Source organism: Hyphomicrobiaceae bacterium, from assembly GCA_041397645.1.
Taxonomy (GTDB): Bacteria; Pseudomonadota; Alphaproteobacteria; order Rhizobiales; family Hyphomicrobiaceae; genus Hyphomicrobium_B.
On sequence record JAWKWE010000006.1, the window covers coordinates 363444 to 380103 of the forward strand.

The 16660-nt window shown below is 58.6% G+C and carries 17 protein-coding genes and 2 tRNA genes; 13 read left to right on the plus strand and 6 right to left on the minus strand.

What is annotated here, in order from left to right; genetic code table 11:
• Nucleotides 1–4: 4 nt before the first annotated feature.
• Nucleotides 5–1291, minus strand: a complete 1287-nt coding sequence (ccrA, locus tag R3D51_17570) for a crotonyl-CoA carboxylase/reductase (protein ID MEZ5901293.1) — start codon at nt 1289–1291, stop codon at nt 5–7.
• 303 nt (nt 1292–1594) lie between these two features.
• Here ccrA and R3D51_17575 point away from each other — a divergent pair, with 303 nt between their 5' ends.
• The 10 genes from R3D51_17575 (at nt 1595) to R3D51_17620 (ending at nt 9437) form a co-directional block, all read left to right on the plus strand.
• The gene (locus R3D51_17575; protein ID MEZ5901294.1) at nt 1595–1957 is read left to right on the plus strand and encodes a hypothetical protein; all 363 of its coding nucleotides are present in this window, start codon (nt 1595–1597) and stop codon (nt 1955–1957) included.
• A gap of 179 nt (nt 1958–2136) precedes the next feature.
• Nucleotides 2137–4143 (plus strand): protein meaA, encoded by a 2007-nt coding sequence (locus R3D51_17580; GenBank protein MEZ5901295.1) that lies wholly within the window; start codon nt 2137–2139, stop codon nt 4141–4143.
• A gap of 107 nt (nt 4144–4250) precedes the next feature.
• Nucleotides 4251–4613, plus strand: coding sequence for a hypothetical protein (locus R3D51_17585; GenBank protein MEZ5901296.1), 363 nt, complete (start codon nt 4251–4253; stop codon nt 4611–4613).
• Between the two features lie 55 nt (nt 4614–4668).
• Nucleotides 4669–4977 carry a hypothetical protein gene (locus R3D51_17590; protein MEZ5901297.1) on the plus strand — a complete coding sequence of 103 codons (309 nt, stop codon included), beginning with the start codon at nt 4669–4671 and terminating at the stop codon, nt 4975–4977.
• Nucleotides 4978–5101: 124 nt separating this feature from the next.
• Nucleotides 5102–5187 (plus strand) — tRNA-Leu (locus R3D51_17595).
• A 369-nt stretch (nt 5188–5556) separates the two neighbouring features.
• Nucleotides 5557–6621 (plus strand): D-alanyl-D-alanine carboxypeptidase family protein, encoded by a 1065-nt coding sequence (locus R3D51_17600; protein MEZ5901298.1) that lies wholly within the window; start codon nt 5557–5559, stop codon nt 6619–6621.
• Nucleotides 6622–6938: 317 nt separating this feature from the next.
• On the plus strand, nt 6939–7169 hold the full coding sequence (locus R3D51_17605) for a hypothetical protein (GenBank protein MEZ5901299.1): 231 nt from the start codon (nt 6939–6941) through the stop codon (nt 7167–7169).
• 34 nt (nt 7170–7203) lie between these two features.
• Nucleotides 7204–8658, plus strand: a complete 1455-nt coding sequence (locus R3D51_17610; GenBank protein ID MEZ5901300.1) for a lipopolysaccharide biosynthesis protein — start codon at nt 7204–7206, stop codon at nt 8656–8658.
• A gap of 203 nt (nt 8659–8861) precedes the next feature.
• Nucleotides 8862–9077, plus strand: a complete 216-nt coding sequence (locus tag R3D51_17615; GenBank protein MEZ5901301.1) for a hypothetical protein — start codon at nt 8862–8864, stop codon at nt 9075–9077.
• 183 nt (nt 9078–9260) lie between these two features.
• Nucleotides 9261–9437, plus strand: coding sequence for a hypothetical protein (locus R3D51_17620; GenBank protein ID MEZ5901302.1), 177 nt, complete (start codon nt 9261–9263; stop codon nt 9435–9437).
• A 38-nt stretch (nt 9438–9475) separates the two neighbouring features.
• Here R3D51_17620 and pabB read toward each other — a convergent pair whose 3' ends face one another.
• Entirely contained in the window at nt 9476–11290 is a 1815-nt protein-coding gene (gene pabB, locus R3D51_17625) for an aminodeoxychorismate synthase component I (GenBank protein MEZ5901303.1), read from the minus strand.
• A 471-nt stretch (nt 11291–11761) separates the two neighbouring features.
• On the opposite strand from pabB, the gene R3D51_17630 reads away from it, so the two are divergent.
• Nucleotides 11762–11838, plus strand: a tRNA-Met gene (locus tag R3D51_17630).
• A 129-nt stretch (nt 11839–11967) separates the two neighbouring features.
• Here the strand turns inward: R3D51_17630 and R3D51_17635 are convergent.
• Genes R3D51_17635 through R3D51_17645 form a run of 3 tightly spaced genes read right to left on the minus strand, consistent with a single transcriptional unit; the run spans nt 11968 to nt 13755 of the window.
• On the minus strand, nt 11968–12327 hold the full coding sequence (locus R3D51_17635) for a hypothetical protein (GenBank protein ID MEZ5901304.1): 360 nt from the start codon (nt 12325–12327) through the stop codon (nt 11968–11970).
• Nucleotides 12320–13195 carry a ParA family protein gene (locus R3D51_17640; protein MEZ5901305.1) on the minus strand — a complete coding sequence of 292 codons (876 nt, stop codon included), beginning with the start codon at nt 13193–13195 and terminating at the stop codon, nt 12320–12322. Before R3D51_17640 ends, R3D51_17635 begins: the two co-directional genes overlap by 8 nt.
• Nucleotides 13195–13755, minus strand: coding sequence for a hypothetical protein (locus R3D51_17645; protein MEZ5901306.1), 561 nt, complete (start codon nt 13753–13755; stop codon nt 13195–13197). Before R3D51_17645 ends, R3D51_17640 begins: the two co-directional genes overlap by 1 nt.
• Before the next feature lie 278 nt (nt 13756–14033).
• Here R3D51_17645 and R3D51_17650 point away from each other — a divergent pair, with 278 nt between their 5' ends.
• On the plus strand, nt 14034–15167 hold the full coding sequence (locus tag R3D51_17650) for a hypothetical protein (protein MEZ5901307.1): 1134 nt from the start codon (nt 14034–14036) through the stop codon (nt 15165–15167).
• Between the two features lie 170 nt (nt 15168–15337).
• On the opposite strand, the gene R3D51_17655 is transcribed toward R3D51_17650, so the two are convergent.
• On the minus strand, nt 15338–15877 hold the full coding sequence (locus tag R3D51_17655) for an Imm21 family immunity protein (protein ID MEZ5901308.1): 540 nt from the start codon (nt 15875–15877) through the stop codon (nt 15338–15340).
• Between the two features lie 140 nt (nt 15878–16017).
• On the opposite strand from R3D51_17655, the gene R3D51_17660 reads away from it, so the two are divergent.
• Nucleotides 16018–16476, plus strand: coding sequence for a hypothetical protein (locus R3D51_17660; protein ID MEZ5901309.1), 459 nt, complete (start codon nt 16018–16020; stop codon nt 16474–16476).
• Nucleotides 16477–16660 lie beyond the last annotated feature (184 nt).

A 16660-nucleotide genomic window follows, 5' to 3' on the forward strand; every position in this document is an offset into this window, starting at 1 on the left:
TGGCTCAACCCGAACGGTTGTTGCCGGCCTCGATGACATCCTCGACCGTCCGCAGGCCCGTAGTCGGCGCAGACACGAGCACAGCCATGTTGCCAGGCTTATGCTCATTTCTCATCATACGCATGTGAGCCTTGGGGATCTGCTCCCACGAAAAGACTTCAGACATGCACGGGTCGATGCGACGCTCGACCACCAGCTTGTTGGCCTGGCTGGCCTGGGCGAGGTTGGCAAAATGCGAACCTTGCACGCGCTTCTGGTGCATCCAGAGATACCGCGCATCCATGGTGAGATTATAGCCCGTCGTACCCGCGCAGATCACGACCATCCCGCCGCGCTTGACGACCTGTACAGAGACCGGGATCGTCGCTTCGCCCGGGTGCTCGAACACACAGTCGACGTTGACGCCTTTGCCGGTGATATCCCAGATCGCCTTGCCGAACTCGCGCATTTGCTTCAGCCACTCATGATACTCGGGCGTATTCACTTTCGGTAGCTGGCCCCAACACTTGAAGTCCTTCCGGTTGATGACGCCCTTGGCACCCAACTGCATGACGAAATCACGTTTATCATCTTCCGAGACGACGCCGATGGCGTTGGCGCCAGAGGTGGCGCACAACTGAACGGCGAACGACCCCAAACCACCCGAAGCGCCCCAAACCAGTACGTTATGTCCCGGTCGCAGCACGTGCGGACGATGGCCGAACAGCATGCGATAGGCGGTCGCCAGGGTCAGCGTGTAGCAGGCGCTTTCTTCCCAGGTGAGATGACGGGGACGCTCCAGAAGCTGGCGATCCTGCACGCGGCAGAACTGCGCGAACGACCCGTCAGGCGTCTCATAGCCCCAAATGCGCTGGCTCGGCGAAAACATTGGATCGCCGCCATTGCATTCCTCATCGTCGCCGTCGTCCTGGTTGCAGTGCACGACGACTTCATCGCCGACCTTCCACCGCTTCACCTTCGAGCCGACCGCCCAAACGATACCTGAAGCATCGGAACCGGCGATGTGATAGGGCTGCTTATGCACGTCGAACATTGAGATCGGCTTGCCGAGCGACGCCCACACGCCGTTATAATTGACACCGGCCGCCATCACGAGCACCAGCACGTCGTGGCTGTCGAGTTCCCAGGTGGGCACTACCTCGACCTGCATCGCCTTGTCGGGCTCGCCTTGCCGATCCCGTCTGATAGTCCACGCATACATGTTTTTAGGGACGTGACCGAGCGGCGGAATCTCGCCAACCTCGTAAAGATCCTTCTTCCCCACGCCTGAGACGAATTCCGAAGCGGTCATGCCGGCTCCCGTTGAAATTGGATTGGTGGCTGATTGACTAGCCATCTTGTTCTGGTCTCCCGGTCTTCAAAGTGTCCGGCCGGTGCATAAAGCCCCGAGTTGCCATAATGCGTCGATTTGCGTCCCAGCCGTCATTTACGTGCAAGGGAACGGCTGTATGAAGCACGTTTTTGCGCTGCAATGAAGTGTTTTTGTGCAGGACGCAACCCTGGCGAAATCAATCCTTAACCCGGTTTTGGATAAGTTCGAGAAAGCAGGTATCGCCAGAACCGCCTCTTCTCTATCCACCGAGGCTGCCGAGCCATGATTCACGAGATTTCCGACTATCTGTTCCAAATTATCGACGTAAGCACGTTTGTCGCTGCTATCTCACTTTGCCTGATCGCATTCGCCTATTGGCTCGTCCGGGTGATGACCGATTCCATCCTTCTGTCAGTCACATATACGCCGATTATGCTGCTGGGCGGGTTGGCCGCAAACGACTTTTTCAATAAGCACTTCATCGTCGTCATCCAGCAAGACTCCGATTCCAACACCGTCCTCAACATCGCTGTCGGTATGCTTATTGCCCTGGTCGTGATGTTGATCCTTACCCGGGTTGTCTATGCCGTCAGCGAGGCAAAAGCCCGAGCGCGCCGCACCCCCACCGCCGCCGAACTGAACTGACCGCCGCCAAAATCGTTCCGAGCTTTGATCCCGATGCGCCCCAAAAAGGCAGCGTCAACAGTGCATTTTGCATTGCAGTGCACCGCAGTTATCGTATGAAAATGCCTGGGCGATATTGGGCCGCAGCATCGCATGGCGCGGCCCACTCAGCGTCGCCGGTTAATGACCGAGGAACGAGAATGTCTGACAAGAAAACCGGCACCCCGGCCGCTGTCGCCAGTCTAACGCGGGACAAGCCCTGGATGTTCAGGACTTATGCCGGCCATTCCACGGCGGCCAAATCCAATGAGCTCTATAAGAAAAACTTAGCCAAAGGTCAGACAGGCTTATCGATCGCTTTCGACCTGCCCACGCAAACCGGCTACGACAGCGATCATGAGCTGGCACGTGGCGAGGTCGGCAAGGTCGGCGTTCCCGTCTCCCATATCGGCGATATGCGCACCCTGCTCGACGGCATTCCGCTTGATCAGATGAACACCTCTATGACGATCAACGCGACCGCCGCGTGGCTGCTGTCCCTCTATGTGGCGACGGCGGATCAGACCAGCGCATCCCGTGCCAAGCTGACGGGAACCATTCAGAATGACATCATCAAGGAGTATCTCTCGCGCGGGACCTACGTGTTTCCCCCAGAACCTTCCTTAAAACTCATCAAGGACACGATCGTCTTCTCCACCAAGGAGGTTCCCAAATGGAACCCGACAAACGTGTGCTCCTACCACCTCCAGGAAGCTGGGGCGACGCCGGTCCAAGAGTTAGCCTATGCGCTCGCCACCGGACTTGCCGTGCTCGATGGCGTCAAAGCGTCGGGCGAAGTGCCTGCAGCCGATTTCGGTAACGTCGTCGGCCGCGTTTCTTTCTTCGTGAATGCCGGCATGCGCTTCGTAACTGAGATGTGCAAGATGCGCGCGTTCACCGAGCTGTGGGACGAGATCACACGCGAACGCTACGGCGTGACCGAGCCGAAGAACCGTTTGTTCCGCTATGGCGTACAAGTGAACTCGCTCGGGCTAACCGAACCGCAGGCGGAAAACAACGTCTACCGGATTCTACTCGAGATGCTTGCAGTCACGTTGTCGAAGAACGCGCGCGCGCGCGCCGTGCAGCTGCCTGCCTGGAACGAGGCACTCGGATTGCCGCGTCCGTGGGATCAGCAGTGGTCGCTGCGCATGCAGCAGATCCTGGCCTACGAAACCGATCTCCTTGAGTACGGGGACATCTTCGACGGATCCACCGAGATCAACAAGAAGGTCGAGGCTCTCAAAGCCGAAGCCAAGGCAGAGCTCGCGACAATTGAGAAAATGGGCGGCGCGGTTGCTGCAATCGATTACATGAAGCGGCGTCTGGTAGAAAGCAACACGGCGCGCCTTCGCCAGATCGAAACCGGCGAGCAGATCGTCGTTGGCGTCAACAAGTGGACCGAGACGGAGGCCTCTCCGCTGTCTTCTGGTACGGACGCCATCCTCGTCGTCGATCCGGCCGTGGAAGCAGAGCAAGTCGCCCGACTCAAGGCATGGCGCGAACAGCGCGATGCAAAGGCGGTTGTCGCCGCCCTTACCGAACTGGAAAGTGCCGCCAAGGAAGGCCGTAACGTCATGGAGCCGTCCATCGCGTGCGCGAAGGCCGGTGTTACGACAGGCGAATGGGGCAGCCTGCTGCGTAAAATCTACGGCGAGTATCGCGCCCCTACCGGCGTGGCCCAGGCAGCCGCCCAGCGCGAAGGCGCTGGCCTCGACGACGTGCGCGCGAGCGTCGATGCGGTCTCAAACAAGCTCGGCCGCCGCATCAAGTTCTTGGTTGGCAAGCCTGGTCTCGATGGCCATTCAAACGGTGCCGAACAGATCGCGGTTCGCGCACGCGACTGCGGCATGGAAGTGGTCTACGAAGGCATTCGCCTGACACCGGCGCAGATCGTACGCGCCGCACTCGACGAGGCTGTCCACTGTGTCGGACTTTCGATCCTGTCGGGCTCGCACGTTCCGTTGGTCAAGGAGGTCATGGACCGGATGCGTAAGGAAGGGCTCGACGACGTACCGGTCGTCGTCGGCGGCATCATTCCCCCGGAGGACGCCAAAACCTTGAAGGCATTCGGAGTGGCGGCAGTCTATACGCCCAAGGACTTTCAGTTGAACGACATCATGGCCGACATCGTGCGCCTGGTGGACGGAAACGCGAAGGCTGCGTAAGGGATCACGCACAGGTGAGAAACCGCGGGAGTAAGTCGAGCGCACGCTTGCAAGCGTACGCTGTCCTGCTACACGTCCGCCAACGTCCAATGAAGGAGCCATGACCTATGGCGATGAGCGAAGAGACGAGGCGCCGACTCAACCGCGCACTGTGGACAGACCGGCTGAAGAAAGCGGGCATCGGCGTTGCGATTCTGGCTGCGGTCGCGGCGGTAATAGCTTATCAAAACCTTGATCTCGCAGTGGACAACAAGCAGGTCGCCGGTGTCATCGAGACGCTCGAGCCGCTTGTTGCGCCTAACACGGTCACCGCAACACAGGGACCGGGGGTTACCGTCGGGGTGAAGCTCGACGATGGTCGCCACGTCCGCGTAATAGCTTACAAGTCGCGTAACCCTTATGTCGGCGAACGCATCGAGATCGTCGAGCATCACCACCACACCGGTCGCGTTACGCACACGCTCAAATGATCACCGGACATTGACTCTAGAGCGCGGCAAGTGAGCAGGCATGGAGCGCAAGCGCATGAGCCTAGGAATGGCTCTCTCGTTTTTGGGATTGGCTGTCTTGGTGCTCGGCCTGCTTGGATATCTGCCGGGCTCCGACGTAGAACAGACGACGGGCGTGGTCACGTGGTCCCGGGCCGATACCCGATGGAAGGGTGATGCCTACTCCAAGATCCGCGTGCGCCTGTCCAACGGCGAGGAAATCTACACAACCGCGCCGCGTACACCGCCCCCCGCTCAGGGCGAGACCATATCCCTGAAGGTTCGCCGCAATATCCTGGGCATAAAGACTTACGTCTGGATGCTCGGACCCTCCCGCACGCCTTGAAACGCCTCATTGGCACTTCGCCGCCAAAAGGGCCAGCGCACAGGTGCGCGCCATGGCACACCGAGCGGCGTTGACGGATGGGGAGGACGCGGGATAGAAGGCGCCTTCGCTAATGTGTATCAATGCCTCTGTGGCGGAACGGTAGACGCGGCAGACTCAAAATCTGCTATCCGCAAGGGTGTGGGGGTTCGAGTCCCTCCAGGGGCACCATTTTTGTTTGCGCGATGCCGCCCGCCAACCCATCGCGCGGGTTCCGGTTCGAGGGAAGTCCTCGAACCTGCACCATTTTTGTTTGCGCGATGCCGCCCGCCAGCCCATTGCGCATTCTGGTTCGAGGGAAGTCCTCGAAGCTGCACCGTTTTTCCTTGGCGCCATGGTAACCGCACAAATCGCGCCGACACTGGAGGAAATCCCGCCACGGTGAAAAAGACATCAATCCACCAGAAATTGATCTATGTGCGCCCTCCTGCCACACCTTCTGGTCATAACGGCCCTTAGGGGGATGCCCTCAATTGCCCGGTTTGGATTGAATGTGTTATCGGATCAGCCGTTATTTTTGCCTGTACGGGATACTTTTTGATGCGCGCTGCCAAGGGCTGTATCCACGCTTTGTCGATGTGTCTTGCGATGCTGTCGGCTGCGGTGTTGACGTCCCAGCACGTGCACGCGAGCCCCGCCCTGCTGTTTGAGGTCGATAACGGCAAGGTCCTCTACGCGGAAGATCAGGACGATCTCTGGTTCCCCGCATCGCTTACCAAGATCATGACGGCGTACGTGACCTTTAACGCCATCAAGGCGGGAAAGCTCAAACTCGACGACAAGATTTCCTGCTCGCTCGTTGCCACGCTTCAACCACCGAGCAAGGTTGGCCTGCCGGTTGGCGGCGAATTGACCGTCGACGTCGCGCTGCAAGCGGTGATCATTAAGTCAGCGAACGACGTAACGGTGATGTTGGCCGAAGCTGTTGCTGGATCGGAAACAGCTTTCGTCGACATGATGAACGCTACAGCCAAGCGGCTCGGCATGACGCGCACGCATTTCGTCAACACCAACGGACTTCCCGAACCAGAGCAGTATACGACGGCGCGCGACCTGGCGAAGCTGTCGAGGGTCGTGGTCGCGGAGTTCCCCGAATATGCACACTACTGGTCTTCGCCTGCCGTTCGCATAGGCAAGCGACGTCTTGGCAGCCATAACGCTCTTCTGAAAACCTTTCCCGGCGCCGATGGTCTGAAGACCGGCTTCACCTGCGACTCCGGTTACAACGTCGTTGCCAGCGCCACTCGAGAGGGCCGACGGCTGATGGCGATTGTGCTGGGCGAGTCCTCAGGCGACGAACGCGCAGTCCGCGCTGCGAGCCTGCTTGAGCATGGCTTTCAAACCTACGACTGGAAGCAGTTGTTCAACACCACTGACCTGAACAGCCTCCCCGTCGATCCCGACGCCAAACAACTCACAAGCGTGCGCACTACTGTGACCGCCTGGAGCTGCGGCAATCGCAAAGCGCACGCGAAGAAGGCTAAACGCAAACGCCCGACCAATTCGAAAGCGGTTAAAAAAAAAGACGATGACGCAGCCGAAACATTGAAGGGCACCATCGAGCCGAAGACCGTTGTGCAGGATACCCCTGCAAAGGCGCAATAGCTCCAAGCGCCCCATTTGAAGTCAATTTCTCGCGAGACCCTGGGACACCTGTCCCGCTTTTGAACGCACGGGCTAACGAAGCGCGCGTTTGCCCGCGCGCGTGATGGAGCAGGCTCTTGCCGTGCTTGTATCCAAATAGGCGAAAATCCTACCGCAATCTCGCGCTTTAACGGGAGCGAAGGCTCCTTAGTACGTCGAAAGGCTTAATTGGCGTTAAACTTAGAACGCGCTGTTAGCGCTCGGCCGGAGAATTGGCGCTGAACTTGCTTTTACAGTCCGCATCAACGGTTATTTAAGCCGCCGATAGGACTTTATCGATGACAGCGACACTGACTTGGCACTCTGACGAAGACGCAACGCCGACGCCGAATGACGTCACCTTCATGGCTGAGGTTCTCGAAGGCCGCCACGGAACGCTCGCTGCCGACATCGCCGACTTCTTTGCCAGCTATCACTGCGAACGCGGCGATGCCGGGCGAGCATGGGCATGGTCGGGAGTTGCCGAGCTGGTCCGCACGCGCGAGCGGGTTCGGCTCGAACAGAACTGAGCTATCGCGGCGGACGAATAGACGTTTAGATCAAATGACCAGCGCCACTCTCCAACGGCTGTTTCCGGACCAACCGGCAGGCGCTCAACGCACGCGGGATCATTTTGAGTCCGGAGAAGACAATCCCGAAAGCCCACAACTCGGATTGATTGCCGCTCTTCTCGCGCAGGGCGTCAACATTCTATCCTCCAACGGAGAGCGTGAGCGCACGCAGCGCAACGCCATCATCGCGTTTGCCATGCGCTGTCTCAGCGCAGCGCTTCTGTATGCCTCTCAAATCGTGCTCGCGCGTTGGATGGGCGGACACGAATACGGCATCTACGTCTTCGTCTGGACATGGGTCCTTATTCTGGGGGGCATGTCGCATCTTGGACTGAACGTCACGGCCATGAGAATGGCACCGACGTATCGCGAAACCGGAGAACTCAGCAAGCTGCGTGGGCTGGTGCGCGGCACGCGTTTGATGTCCCTGGCAACCTCTACAGTCGTCATGCTAGTCGGCGTCGCAGGCGTGTATCTCTTCCAGGATTATGTCCTGAGCCACTACGTTCTTCCACTGTATCTGGCGCTTGTGTGCGTGCCTCTGTTCGCACTGACAGACGTGCAAGACGGTATTGGGCGCGGCAATGCCTGGATGGGCGTAGCGCTTGCTCCACCCTACGTTCTGCGTCCCGTCTTCGTGCTCCTGACGATGATCGGAGCATATTCCGCTGGGCTGCCCATGCAGGCGACGACAGCCGCGGGCGCGGCGATCATCGCCACCTGGGGTGCGGGCCTCATCCAAAGCCTAATGATCAACCGCCGTCTCTCCATAAGTGTTCCCAACGGCCGGCGCGTATATGACTTCAAGGGATGGTTCTCGATTTCACTACCGCTACTCGTCATCCAAGGGTGCGAGCTTGCACTACAGAATACCGACCTCCTCGTCATATCGCACTTCATGACACCAACCGACGTCGGCATCTATTTCGCCGCCGGCAAAACCATGGCTCTGATCATGTTCGTGCATTACGCAGTCGGCAGCGCAGTCGCCAACAAGTTCGCCGCCCTGCATGCGCGCGGCGACCGGGAGAGCCTGCGCAGCTTCGTCACGGATGCGGTGAATTGGACCTTCTGGCCCTCGCTGGCCGGAGCCATTCTCATCCTCGCTCTAGGTAAGCCTCTGCTCTGGCTGTTTGGACCGCAGTTCGAAGCCGGGTATCCGGTCATGTGCATCCTGGTCGCCGGCTTCCTTTTCCGCTCCTCAATGGGACCTGCAGAATTCCTGCTCAACATGCTCGGCGAGCAGGCCCTGTGCGCCACCGTTCTTTTCTCAGCAGCCATGCTCGACATCGTGCTGAATTTTGCGCTCGTGCCACGCTACGGCCTGGTCGGCGCCGCGGCCGCAACCTCTGTCTCTCTGATGATGGCGGCACTGATGAATTACATCGTGGTTTGGCGGCGCCTGGGGATCGAAATCGCGATTTGGCGCAATCTCCCCAAATTCTAGGCCCTGCCGCCTGCTGAGAATCAGTCTTCGCGACGCGGTGCCTGCCCCCATCCTTCGCGCTTTTTCAGAGCCCAATACGGTCAGTAATTTGTGGGCACTGCCAAAAGTGTTGCAGCACAACCTTGCCTTTGAGTACCCAGACCCTGCTATAACGCCCTTCAGCGAAAGACTCGCGTTCACCGTGTGCCGGGGGGAGTTTGGCCATGCGCGTGCGAATGAGAAGCCAAGAGGGAGTTGGTCACATGGGGCTCAAAGCGCCGGGTATCATCACGTTTATGCTGTCGGTCATCCTGACCGTTATCGTGCTCGTGTCGACGTTCTTCGGAGCCGAGATTCCAGGCCTGAAGGGCAATGAGTTCTGGGCGCTGCTGCTCTCGTATTCGATTTTAATGCTGGGCTGTCTGCTGCGGGGGCTGTAACACCCGTTCACCTAGGCGCCGCCCTTTCCATTCTTCGCTGCCGCTGCCCTAGGCTCCGACGAAGTTTTGCTTGTCGTGAGCCATCTCGTTTTTGCAGTGCAGCACTGCAACCTGCGCAAACGTGTCGCGCGGCATAGAGCGGAATGGAGCGGTACCGTCCTCTCGACTTAGTTAGAGGGCATGATGGATACGACTTCAAATACGTTTGCCCGGCGTGCGCGCCTCTCTACGGCAGCAATTGCGCTGGCCGTTGCGCTCACGGCAGCCGCCGTCGCCGCGGTGATGTACTCGTCAGGGAAGACCGAGCTGGCGGGCTACCAGTTGGATAGTCCGATCCACGCAACGACAGAAGAACGCTAGGGCGGCGCTGCCGCCTTCTGTAGCAATGCGCCGTAGCGTTACTTCGTGGCCGCCGGAATTAGCGGGGCGGCTTTCATCAATCCCCGAACCGAATTTCCAAGATACACGGCATCGGCGCGCGACAGATCATCAAGCGTAAGCTGCGCCTCTCGCGCTTTCCCGCGTGCAATCAAATCCGCACGCAACGTTCCTGGCAGCAGCCCTGACGACAGGGCCGGCGTCAGCAACACGCCATCCATCTCGATGAAGATCGTGGTTCGGCTTCCCTCCGTCAGCTCCCCACGCTCGTTTAGATACAGCACTTCATCAGCACCTAGCGTATCGGCGTAGTGCTTCCATTCGCGGTCATACAGCTCGCGGCGCGTGGTCTTGTGATACAGGAACAGATCTCCGCTCGACACGCGGGTATCGGAGACCAAGTAGTTCATGACGGCATCTGCGGCGCTGGCCGGTTGCGTTGCGACCGTCACCGAAACGCCGCCCTCCTCATCGAGCAACAGCCGAACGCGCGCCCGCTCCAGATCCTTCCCTTCGAGCGCCTTTGCAATGGCGGCGCGAACGCGCGCTTCCTCATAAGGAAACCCGAAATAGCCCGCCGATGTTGCAAGCCGTTCGATATGACGCTCAAGCAGCCAGATCCCCTTGCCCGGCTCGTGTAGCATCGTTTCGATCAACTCGAACCGTCGGACCGGATCGGTGAGGAATTTCATTTTGAGCAGGCATTCTTCGTGCTCTTTAATCCCCTGACTATCGGCGACCAAACCCGAACCGATGCCCATTTCGCCACGACCTTCGCGATCGATGACGGCCGTGCGAATAGCGACGTTGAACAAAGCCTTTCCATCCGGCGAAATACGGCCGATGGCACCGCAGTAGACGCCACGCGGCTCGGTCTCCAAATCGCTTATCAACTCCATGGCGCGGATTTTCGGAGCACCCGTAACCGAGCCCGGTGGGAAGATCGCCTTAAGCAAATCTTCCAGCGTTACTTCCGCCTTGAGCACCGCGCGCACGCCTGATGTCATCTGATGCAAAGTCTGAAATGTCTCGACAGTGAAGAGATCGGTGACGCTCACCGAGCCGAGTTCAGCGATACGGCCAAGATCGTTGCGCATCAGGTCCACGATCATGAGATTTTCAGCGCGGCTCTTGATGTCGCTTGAAAGCATCTGGCGTACCTCGCGGTCGCCTTCGTGCGTGCCTGCGCGTGGCGCGGTCCCTTTCATCGGGCGCGTCGAGATGACTCGGCCATGCTGCTCAATAAAGAGTTCCGGAGAAGCTGAAAGGATCGTCGCCGCGCCAGTATCGACAAGACCGCCGTAGGCAACCTTTTGCTTCAAGCGCAGATCGCGATAAAGCGCCAGCGGTGAACCTTCCAGGTGAAACTTGGCCTTGAATGTCAGATTGAGCTGATAGATATCGCCGGCGCGGATGTATTCCTGCACCTTCTCGAAGCGCGCGAGGTAGTCCTGCTGGCTCCATGTGTGGGTCAGCGTCCCCAGCGCGGGATCGCCAATGGCCTCGGCACGCAACCACGCCTGCACCTCGGAGCCCCGCATCTCACGCGGCTCCTTATACAGTCCGAACCACAACAGCGGCATGGAGCGCTTCGGCGGCATCCGGTCGGCCAGCCTGGGTTCGAGCACATACCCTAGTTCATAGGCAAAGAAGCCGGCAGCATGCAGACCGCGCTTAGCCCCATCCTGCAACGCGCTGAGCGCGGCGGGCACCTCGGTGGGCAAGTCGGCACGCACTGTCTTCACGGGGTGCTCGAACAGGACGGAAATCGCATCCATCCGCGTGCTGTTGTCGAGCAGTACAAAGCCTTCTTGCAGTTCGGGCTTTCGCGCCATTGTTCTTTGTTCTTCTAAGCCGGTGCTTCGCCCAACAACGAAGCGATGTTGAATGCGAGCGGCGCGAGAGCCGTCGTGCGTGTTCTTAACGCTTTGGGCCCGCAAAAACTATGTGGCACGGCCGACAAAAAACTCTGGACCGAGCAGGGCAAAAACGGCAGGAGCCGTGTTGAGCTGAGGAAATTGGTTATCCACAAGATGGCGGAGTTCACTAAAGCGCGGCGGTTCGCACAAATCTGCCGATTTCCCAGCAGATTTTTCGCTGTTTTTCAGGCTATTGGGCCGATGTGTCGCGTGCCTGAGATAGGGGTTCACAAGCACTCGAATTGTGTTATAAGCCTCCCCATTCGAGCCGCTCGGGAACGAGCGGCTTTTATATCTTCGCTTTCAGGCTAACGCGGATTTTCCCTGGGCACGCTCCGGGGATCGACACGCCGCCCGCCTCTACCGGGGCGAAGATCATGTTGGTGACGCGGGGTGGAGCAGCCCGGTAGCTCGTCAGGCTCATAACCTGAAGGTCGTAGGTTCAAATCCTGCCCCCGCAACCAACAATATCGCGCCTGACCAAGCCCCCCCGAATCCCGTTCCGACTGAGCGCCTAGAGCTCCGCGTGATGTGCGCGCTCGGGGGGAGCCTCGTGGTGATGTAACTACCGAGAGTCACCACAGTCCTCTCCACTACATTCCCCTATCCCTCATCTTCGCATTTGCCCCCTCCCACAAGAGGTCAACCAGCAACGGAGCAGTCTTGGCCGCTTTGAGGTCCGCGTCTGTGCCGAGACCGAATGACTTAACGAGCTTTTTCAGATCGGCAGCTTTGAACGAGAGAAAAGTCTCCCGGAATGCCTTTTGGCCTTTCATGGCGACGATCACCGGATCGACTGCTAACAGAGCCTCCGGCCCACGGAACACGACTTCGTAGCCCAGAGCCTCGGCCAGTTCCTTTGCGAAGCGCGGGTTGCCCATAGCTTCGTGGCGCACGATAGCGAAGAATTGGTCGAGCGCACGGCCGACGTCGATTTGCTTGTCGTCACTCATTGGCGGCCCCCTTTGCCAAAGCATAGCGGTAAAACTGATCGGTTAAGGCACGTATGTCGGCTTCAAGTCGCCCGTACTTTGCTCGGTACGTGCGAAACGAGTTGTGGCGCAGCCTTTGCGTCGCCTTCGTCATTTGGATCGAGAAGCCGATCGGCGGTTCGAGCACATCGTACCGTCTTCGCAGGCGATTGATCTCGGCCGGGTCTGTGGTTCGCTGCTGGTATTTCGAGATCACGACGAAATGCGGGATATCCTTCTTCTGGAGCACCTCGCCCAGGCCTATCTCCACGAAGTCTGTAAGGCTTCTCATCGAAACGGCGTCGGCGATCGTCGGGCTTAGAACCATGTCGGCCCCCAGCAATCCTGCGCGCGTGAGCCCCGAGAAGCCCGGCGGGCAATCGAAGATAATCAGGTCATAAAACGCATCGAGCGGATGGAGGTATTGGCCCAACGTCAGGCGGAGCTCAGCTCCTGGATCGACGTTCTGAATATAGCTGCGCTTCTCGATAACTGTTTCCACGAACCAGAGACGCGGCACCGAGGGCAGCACGTCAACGCGGCCGCGGACGCAGCGGCCCCTCAATTCCTCAAGATCGCTTGCCTCGCCGACGATATACGAATGCAATTCCGGCTTGGGGCCTTTGCCCTCGACATCGAGAAGAAACTTCGGCAGGAGCCGGCCCATACTCTCGGCGACGTCCATGCCCTCGCTGCTCAGGAGCATGAAACTGGTGCTCGACTGAGGGTCGAGATCGACAACCAGCACCCGCACCCCGTGGCACAGCGCAAGCGTTTCGGCAAGAAACATCGTCGTGGTGCTCTTGCCCACGCCACCTTTGAGGTTTGCGACGGCTAGGCGCGCTGCCATCAGTGTGGCCCCCCGATCCAACTCAGGAGAAGCGCCTGCTGCTGCTCGGGAAAGCGTGTGTCAATGAACTCATCGACAGCGGCCGCATTAGGCTCTCCGCGCTCCGCGTCGTGATGGATTGCGAACGTGCGGGCATCCTCCGGCGAGCTCAGCGTGATAAGCCCGAGACCATACGCCTTGCAGTTCTCGAGGATGGTTTGAAAGCGTTCAACATCGAAATCAGCGCTGCGGTAGTGCCAGACGAGATAGGCAAAATGCACAAGGCGCCGGTGGGCAAGCGTCTCGTGAACCGAACGCAAGTCGCACCCCTCGTCGCGCTTCACCTCGAAGCCGTACACGTCCACCTGAACAGTCGGTTGGTACTTGTGCCGCCAAGCATTGATCATCGCCAGATCCGGCCGGGACCACACCCCAGAGCCAGCGGGGCCCGCTGTCGCGGTCACCGCTGCCAAGGGAAGGTGGGTGCCAAGGCGGGGCTTCAACCGGGCCGCAAACTGAATATTGAGGAACCGGTGAACTACCGGATACAGATCGGCCTCAGGACTACGATACTCGGACATGTTTCCCCCCTCGGGAAGCCACCATAGCATCCGCGGTGCCGGACGCCAGAGGTTGGTCGGGGTGCAGACAAACCACCCTAGATCGCCACCGGCAATGCCTCGCGCTCCGCTCTCTCGCCCTCCAGCAACGTGGCGTGCCTTCGCGCCAGCGTCTCGCGGTACTCTTGGACTTCGATGTCCTTGAAAAACGGGTCGCCGGGGGCTAGCGGACCATGCCAGAGTGCCAATTCGTCGTGCGAATGCTATCAGTTTCGGATTGGTGGCCTGGAGACAAACGGATGTCCGTGCAAATGAGCGTCTTCCAACGGACACATCGGTCTTATGGCGGGGCCATGCACGGTTCTGTCATCACCAACCTGCTGCAGCGCGCCCAACCTGAGTTTGGGCCTGGTCTTCTGGACGTCTATGTGGAGTTGGTATGCCGCGCACCTTCGCGTATAGGAACGTCAATCGAAGCCAACGAAGTCATCATGGGCACGCTGGTCGCCAAACTTCCCATTGGCAAGATGTCGCCGAAAGCCAAGCGTTACGCGCTGACAGTTTTGTCGCGGAGGCCCGGCGACGAAGAACGACCAGTCCTGCCCATCGGCGCTTCGTCTTTTTCGCTAGAGGACATTCAACGCGAGGTCGCAAGGCAACAAGCAGAGGAGGAAGCGCGCAAAGCTGAGTTTGACCGCAAGCGTGCCGACGTCACAGCACTGCCGCGCTTGTTCGATGAAGTCGCCGACGCTTTGGCTGCGATGCCGCCCAAGCTCAAAACAAGTGCCTTTGATTGGATCGCCTTTGTTCAATGGTTTAGGTCGTTGAAGTCTGAACTACCAACCACATTAGAGGACATCATAGCCGCTGAAGCGGCGGCCCGTGCAGCCGCCGAAGCACGGCTTGAGGCGATGGATCCATGGGCGCGCCTAGACATTAATTGGAGAGGCTTCCACCAAGACGCCCGTAAGCTTCTGCCTGAGCCGTTCTTCTGGAGTGGCGACGATGACTTTGCCCCGCACGGCAACGACGAGGGCTTCGATGTGTTAGCTAAGATGCGCGATTTTCCACGCAAAGCCGCATTCACCGAAGACTCGCTTGCTTCACTTGCCGACCATTTCGGGCACACAAGCGAAATCATGGTCGCCGATACGGATGGCTTCAACCAGACACGTTATCTCGACTTTGTCGTCGCTGTGGCCTTTGGGCACGTCAAATTGAAAGGCTTCTGCCCATTCTGGCTTCGCGACAGGGCGCTCGCAGCGATGAAGCGCGAGATCGCCATCATCGAAGCGCTTGCCGAACGCGACAATTCCGGTGAGCCTTTGACGACTTTGGACATAGCGACAGCCCCCAATCGTGGACTGCAGCGCGACTCGTTAAACAAGCTCATCGGCGCGCTCGAACAAGTGCCGACCCACGCCTCCACCTGATCGCAGATTTTGCAGCTCAGATCTCCGCTTCACGGCGTGCGAGCGTCCGATTCACATTATTCCGACCCGCTTTTCGAATAGATGTGGCGCAAACCCAGGAGTGGTCGAGATCAGTCCGATATGCCAAATCTGATGATCGTCCAGAAGTATAAAGCAGCTGGCCCCGCTCACTATTGCGCCGGCGATATGTATCGAACCACGATCATAAGGTCAGCGGATTGATAATAAGCCGCGCTTGCCACATACCGGCCCGGCTTCAGCCGCAGGATTTCGTAGCCATCTTGCAAGTTTTTCCCACACTCGGACGCATCGATCAGCCACATTACACCGGATGAACCTGTCTCGAAATCAAGCCGCTCGGCTGTCGGGTCGTCTAACACGTCTCTCATATCCGTGCTGCGCAGTACCGGTTCAATGAGAGCCTCGTCATTGATGCAAAGCCATTGGACAAGAAAGCCCTGGTCAGCACCTTTGGCAGGATACCATGCTATGTCACCTACATCGCCAGAAAGAACGACCGCGGTGCCTTCGTGGCAAGGGATTGATCCCATCCAAGTCGTCACTCTGCAGGCTCGGGCATAGTCGCTCTGATCGCCCGGATCCATGTGATCGCGCCATCCCTCGGTCCCGCGCCAATCCTCAAGCTGTTCCTCGGCAATAAGCAGGTGAGGCCCACCGGTGGTCGTGACCCAATTGCGCGTATGTGTCATGCAGGGGGATCTTGCTCTTGGCCGTTGCAGAAATCGAACGCTCGTATCACTACTCTAACCTGTGTGAAAAACAACGTTCGTCAACGCTCGCACAAAGTTGGTATGGCTGGATGTTTGGAAGTTGCCGGAGAGGCGCAAATATGAAGAGTACGCCACCTCTGACCATCGAAGGCTATACTCCGGCGGAGATCGCCGCGATGGAGGATGTCTGGGCATTGGCCATTTGCGGAGAACCCATTGTCCACAAGGTGGGTGAAGCAAACATACTTGCCCAATTCTCAGTTCTGGACCGGTCTCTGATCACAGAGCCAGGAGCCACGGAAGGTGGAGGAGATGGCACTCTACGTACGCTCATTGACGCTATAGAGCGGTGCGCTCGCAGCCGGGAAATTACTGCGATCGATTGGCGGGTCTATGCTGTAGATTGTACAACCCCAAACCCGAAACTGATCCGCGTATTGGAATACCTCGGTTTTAAACGCGCTGAAATCCAAAGCGGTGCGATCGTCTACCGGCGGAAAGAGATCAAGAACCGCGGCGATACCCAGGACCTGGTGATCGTCCGGAACCACGGCCTCCAGGTCGAACGCATAGAATAGCTGGCCCTGCTCGCTCTTGCGCCGCCCCATCATCGAACCGCTCCGTCAATGCCCGACTCACAACCACGGCATCACGCTTCGTCCGACCTCTCAAGCCGGTTCTGCAACAAAATCGGCCCGTTGCAGATATCAAGACTTTCGCACCACCTTTTTCCGAGATGATATCGGTAAAGCTAACAAGCAG

Bases quoted from the DNA above. Each gene is read 5' to 3' on its own strand.
- ccrA (MEZ5901293.1), bottom strand. From the start codon at position 1,291: ATGACCGCTTCGGAATTCGTCTCAGGCGTGGGGAAGAAGGATCTTTAC.
- R3D51_17575 (MEZ5901294.1), top strand. From the start codon at position 1,595: ATGATTCACGAGATTTCCGACTATCTGTTCCAAATTATCGACGTAAGC.
- R3D51_17580 (MEZ5901295.1), top strand. From the start codon at position 2,137: ATGTCTGACAAGAAAACCGGCACCCCGGCCGCTGTCGCCAGTCTAACG.
- R3D51_17585 (MEZ5901296.1), top strand. From the start codon at position 4,251: ATGGCGATGAGCGAAGAGACGAGGCGCCGACTCAACCGCGCACTGTGG.
- R3D51_17590 (MEZ5901297.1), top strand. From the start codon at position 4,669: ATGAGCCTAGGAATGGCTCTCTCGTTTTTGGGATTGGCTGTCTTGGTG.
- R3D51_17600 (MEZ5901298.1), top strand. From the start codon at position 5,557: ATGCGCGCTGCCAAGGGCTGTATCCACGCTTTGTCGATGTGTCTTGCG.
- R3D51_17605 (MEZ5901299.1), top strand. From the start codon at position 6,939: ATGACAGCGACACTGACTTGGCACTCTGACGAAGACGCAACGCCGACG.
- R3D51_17610 (MEZ5901300.1), top strand. From the start codon at position 7,204: ATGACCAGCGCCACTCTCCAACGGCTGTTTCCGGACCAACCGGCAGGC.
- R3D51_17615 (MEZ5901301.1), top strand. From the start codon at position 8,862: ATGCGCGTGCGAATGAGAAGCCAAGAGGGAGTTGGTCACATGGGGCTC.
- R3D51_17620 (MEZ5901302.1), top strand. From the start codon at position 9,261: ATGGATACGACTTCAAATACGTTTGCCCGGCGTGCGCGCCTCTCTACG.
- pabB (MEZ5901303.1), bottom strand. From the start codon at position 11,290: ATGGCGCGAAAGCCCGAACTGCAAGAAGGCTTTGTACTGCTCGACAAC.
- R3D51_17635 (MEZ5901304.1), bottom strand. From the start codon at position 12,327: ATGAGTGACGACAAGCAAATCGACGTCGGCCGTGCGCTCGACCAATTC.
- R3D51_17640 (MEZ5901305.1), bottom strand. From the start codon at position 13,195: ATGGCAGCGCGCCTAGCCGTCGCAAACCTCAAAGGTGGCGTGGGCAAG.
- R3D51_17645 (MEZ5901306.1), bottom strand. From the start codon at position 13,755: ATGTCCGAGTATCGTAGTCCTGAGGCCGATCTGTATCCGGTAGTTCAC.
- R3D51_17650 (MEZ5901307.1), top strand. From the start codon at position 14,034: ATGTCCGTGCAAATGAGCGTCTTCCAACGGACACATCGGTCTTATGGC.
- R3D51_17655 (MEZ5901308.1), bottom strand. From the start codon at position 15,877: ATGACACATACGCGCAATTGGGTCACGACCACCGGTGGGCCTCACCTG.
- R3D51_17660 (MEZ5901309.1), top strand. From the start codon at position 16,018: ATGAAGAGTACGCCACCTCTGACCATCGAAGGCTATACTCCGGCGGAG.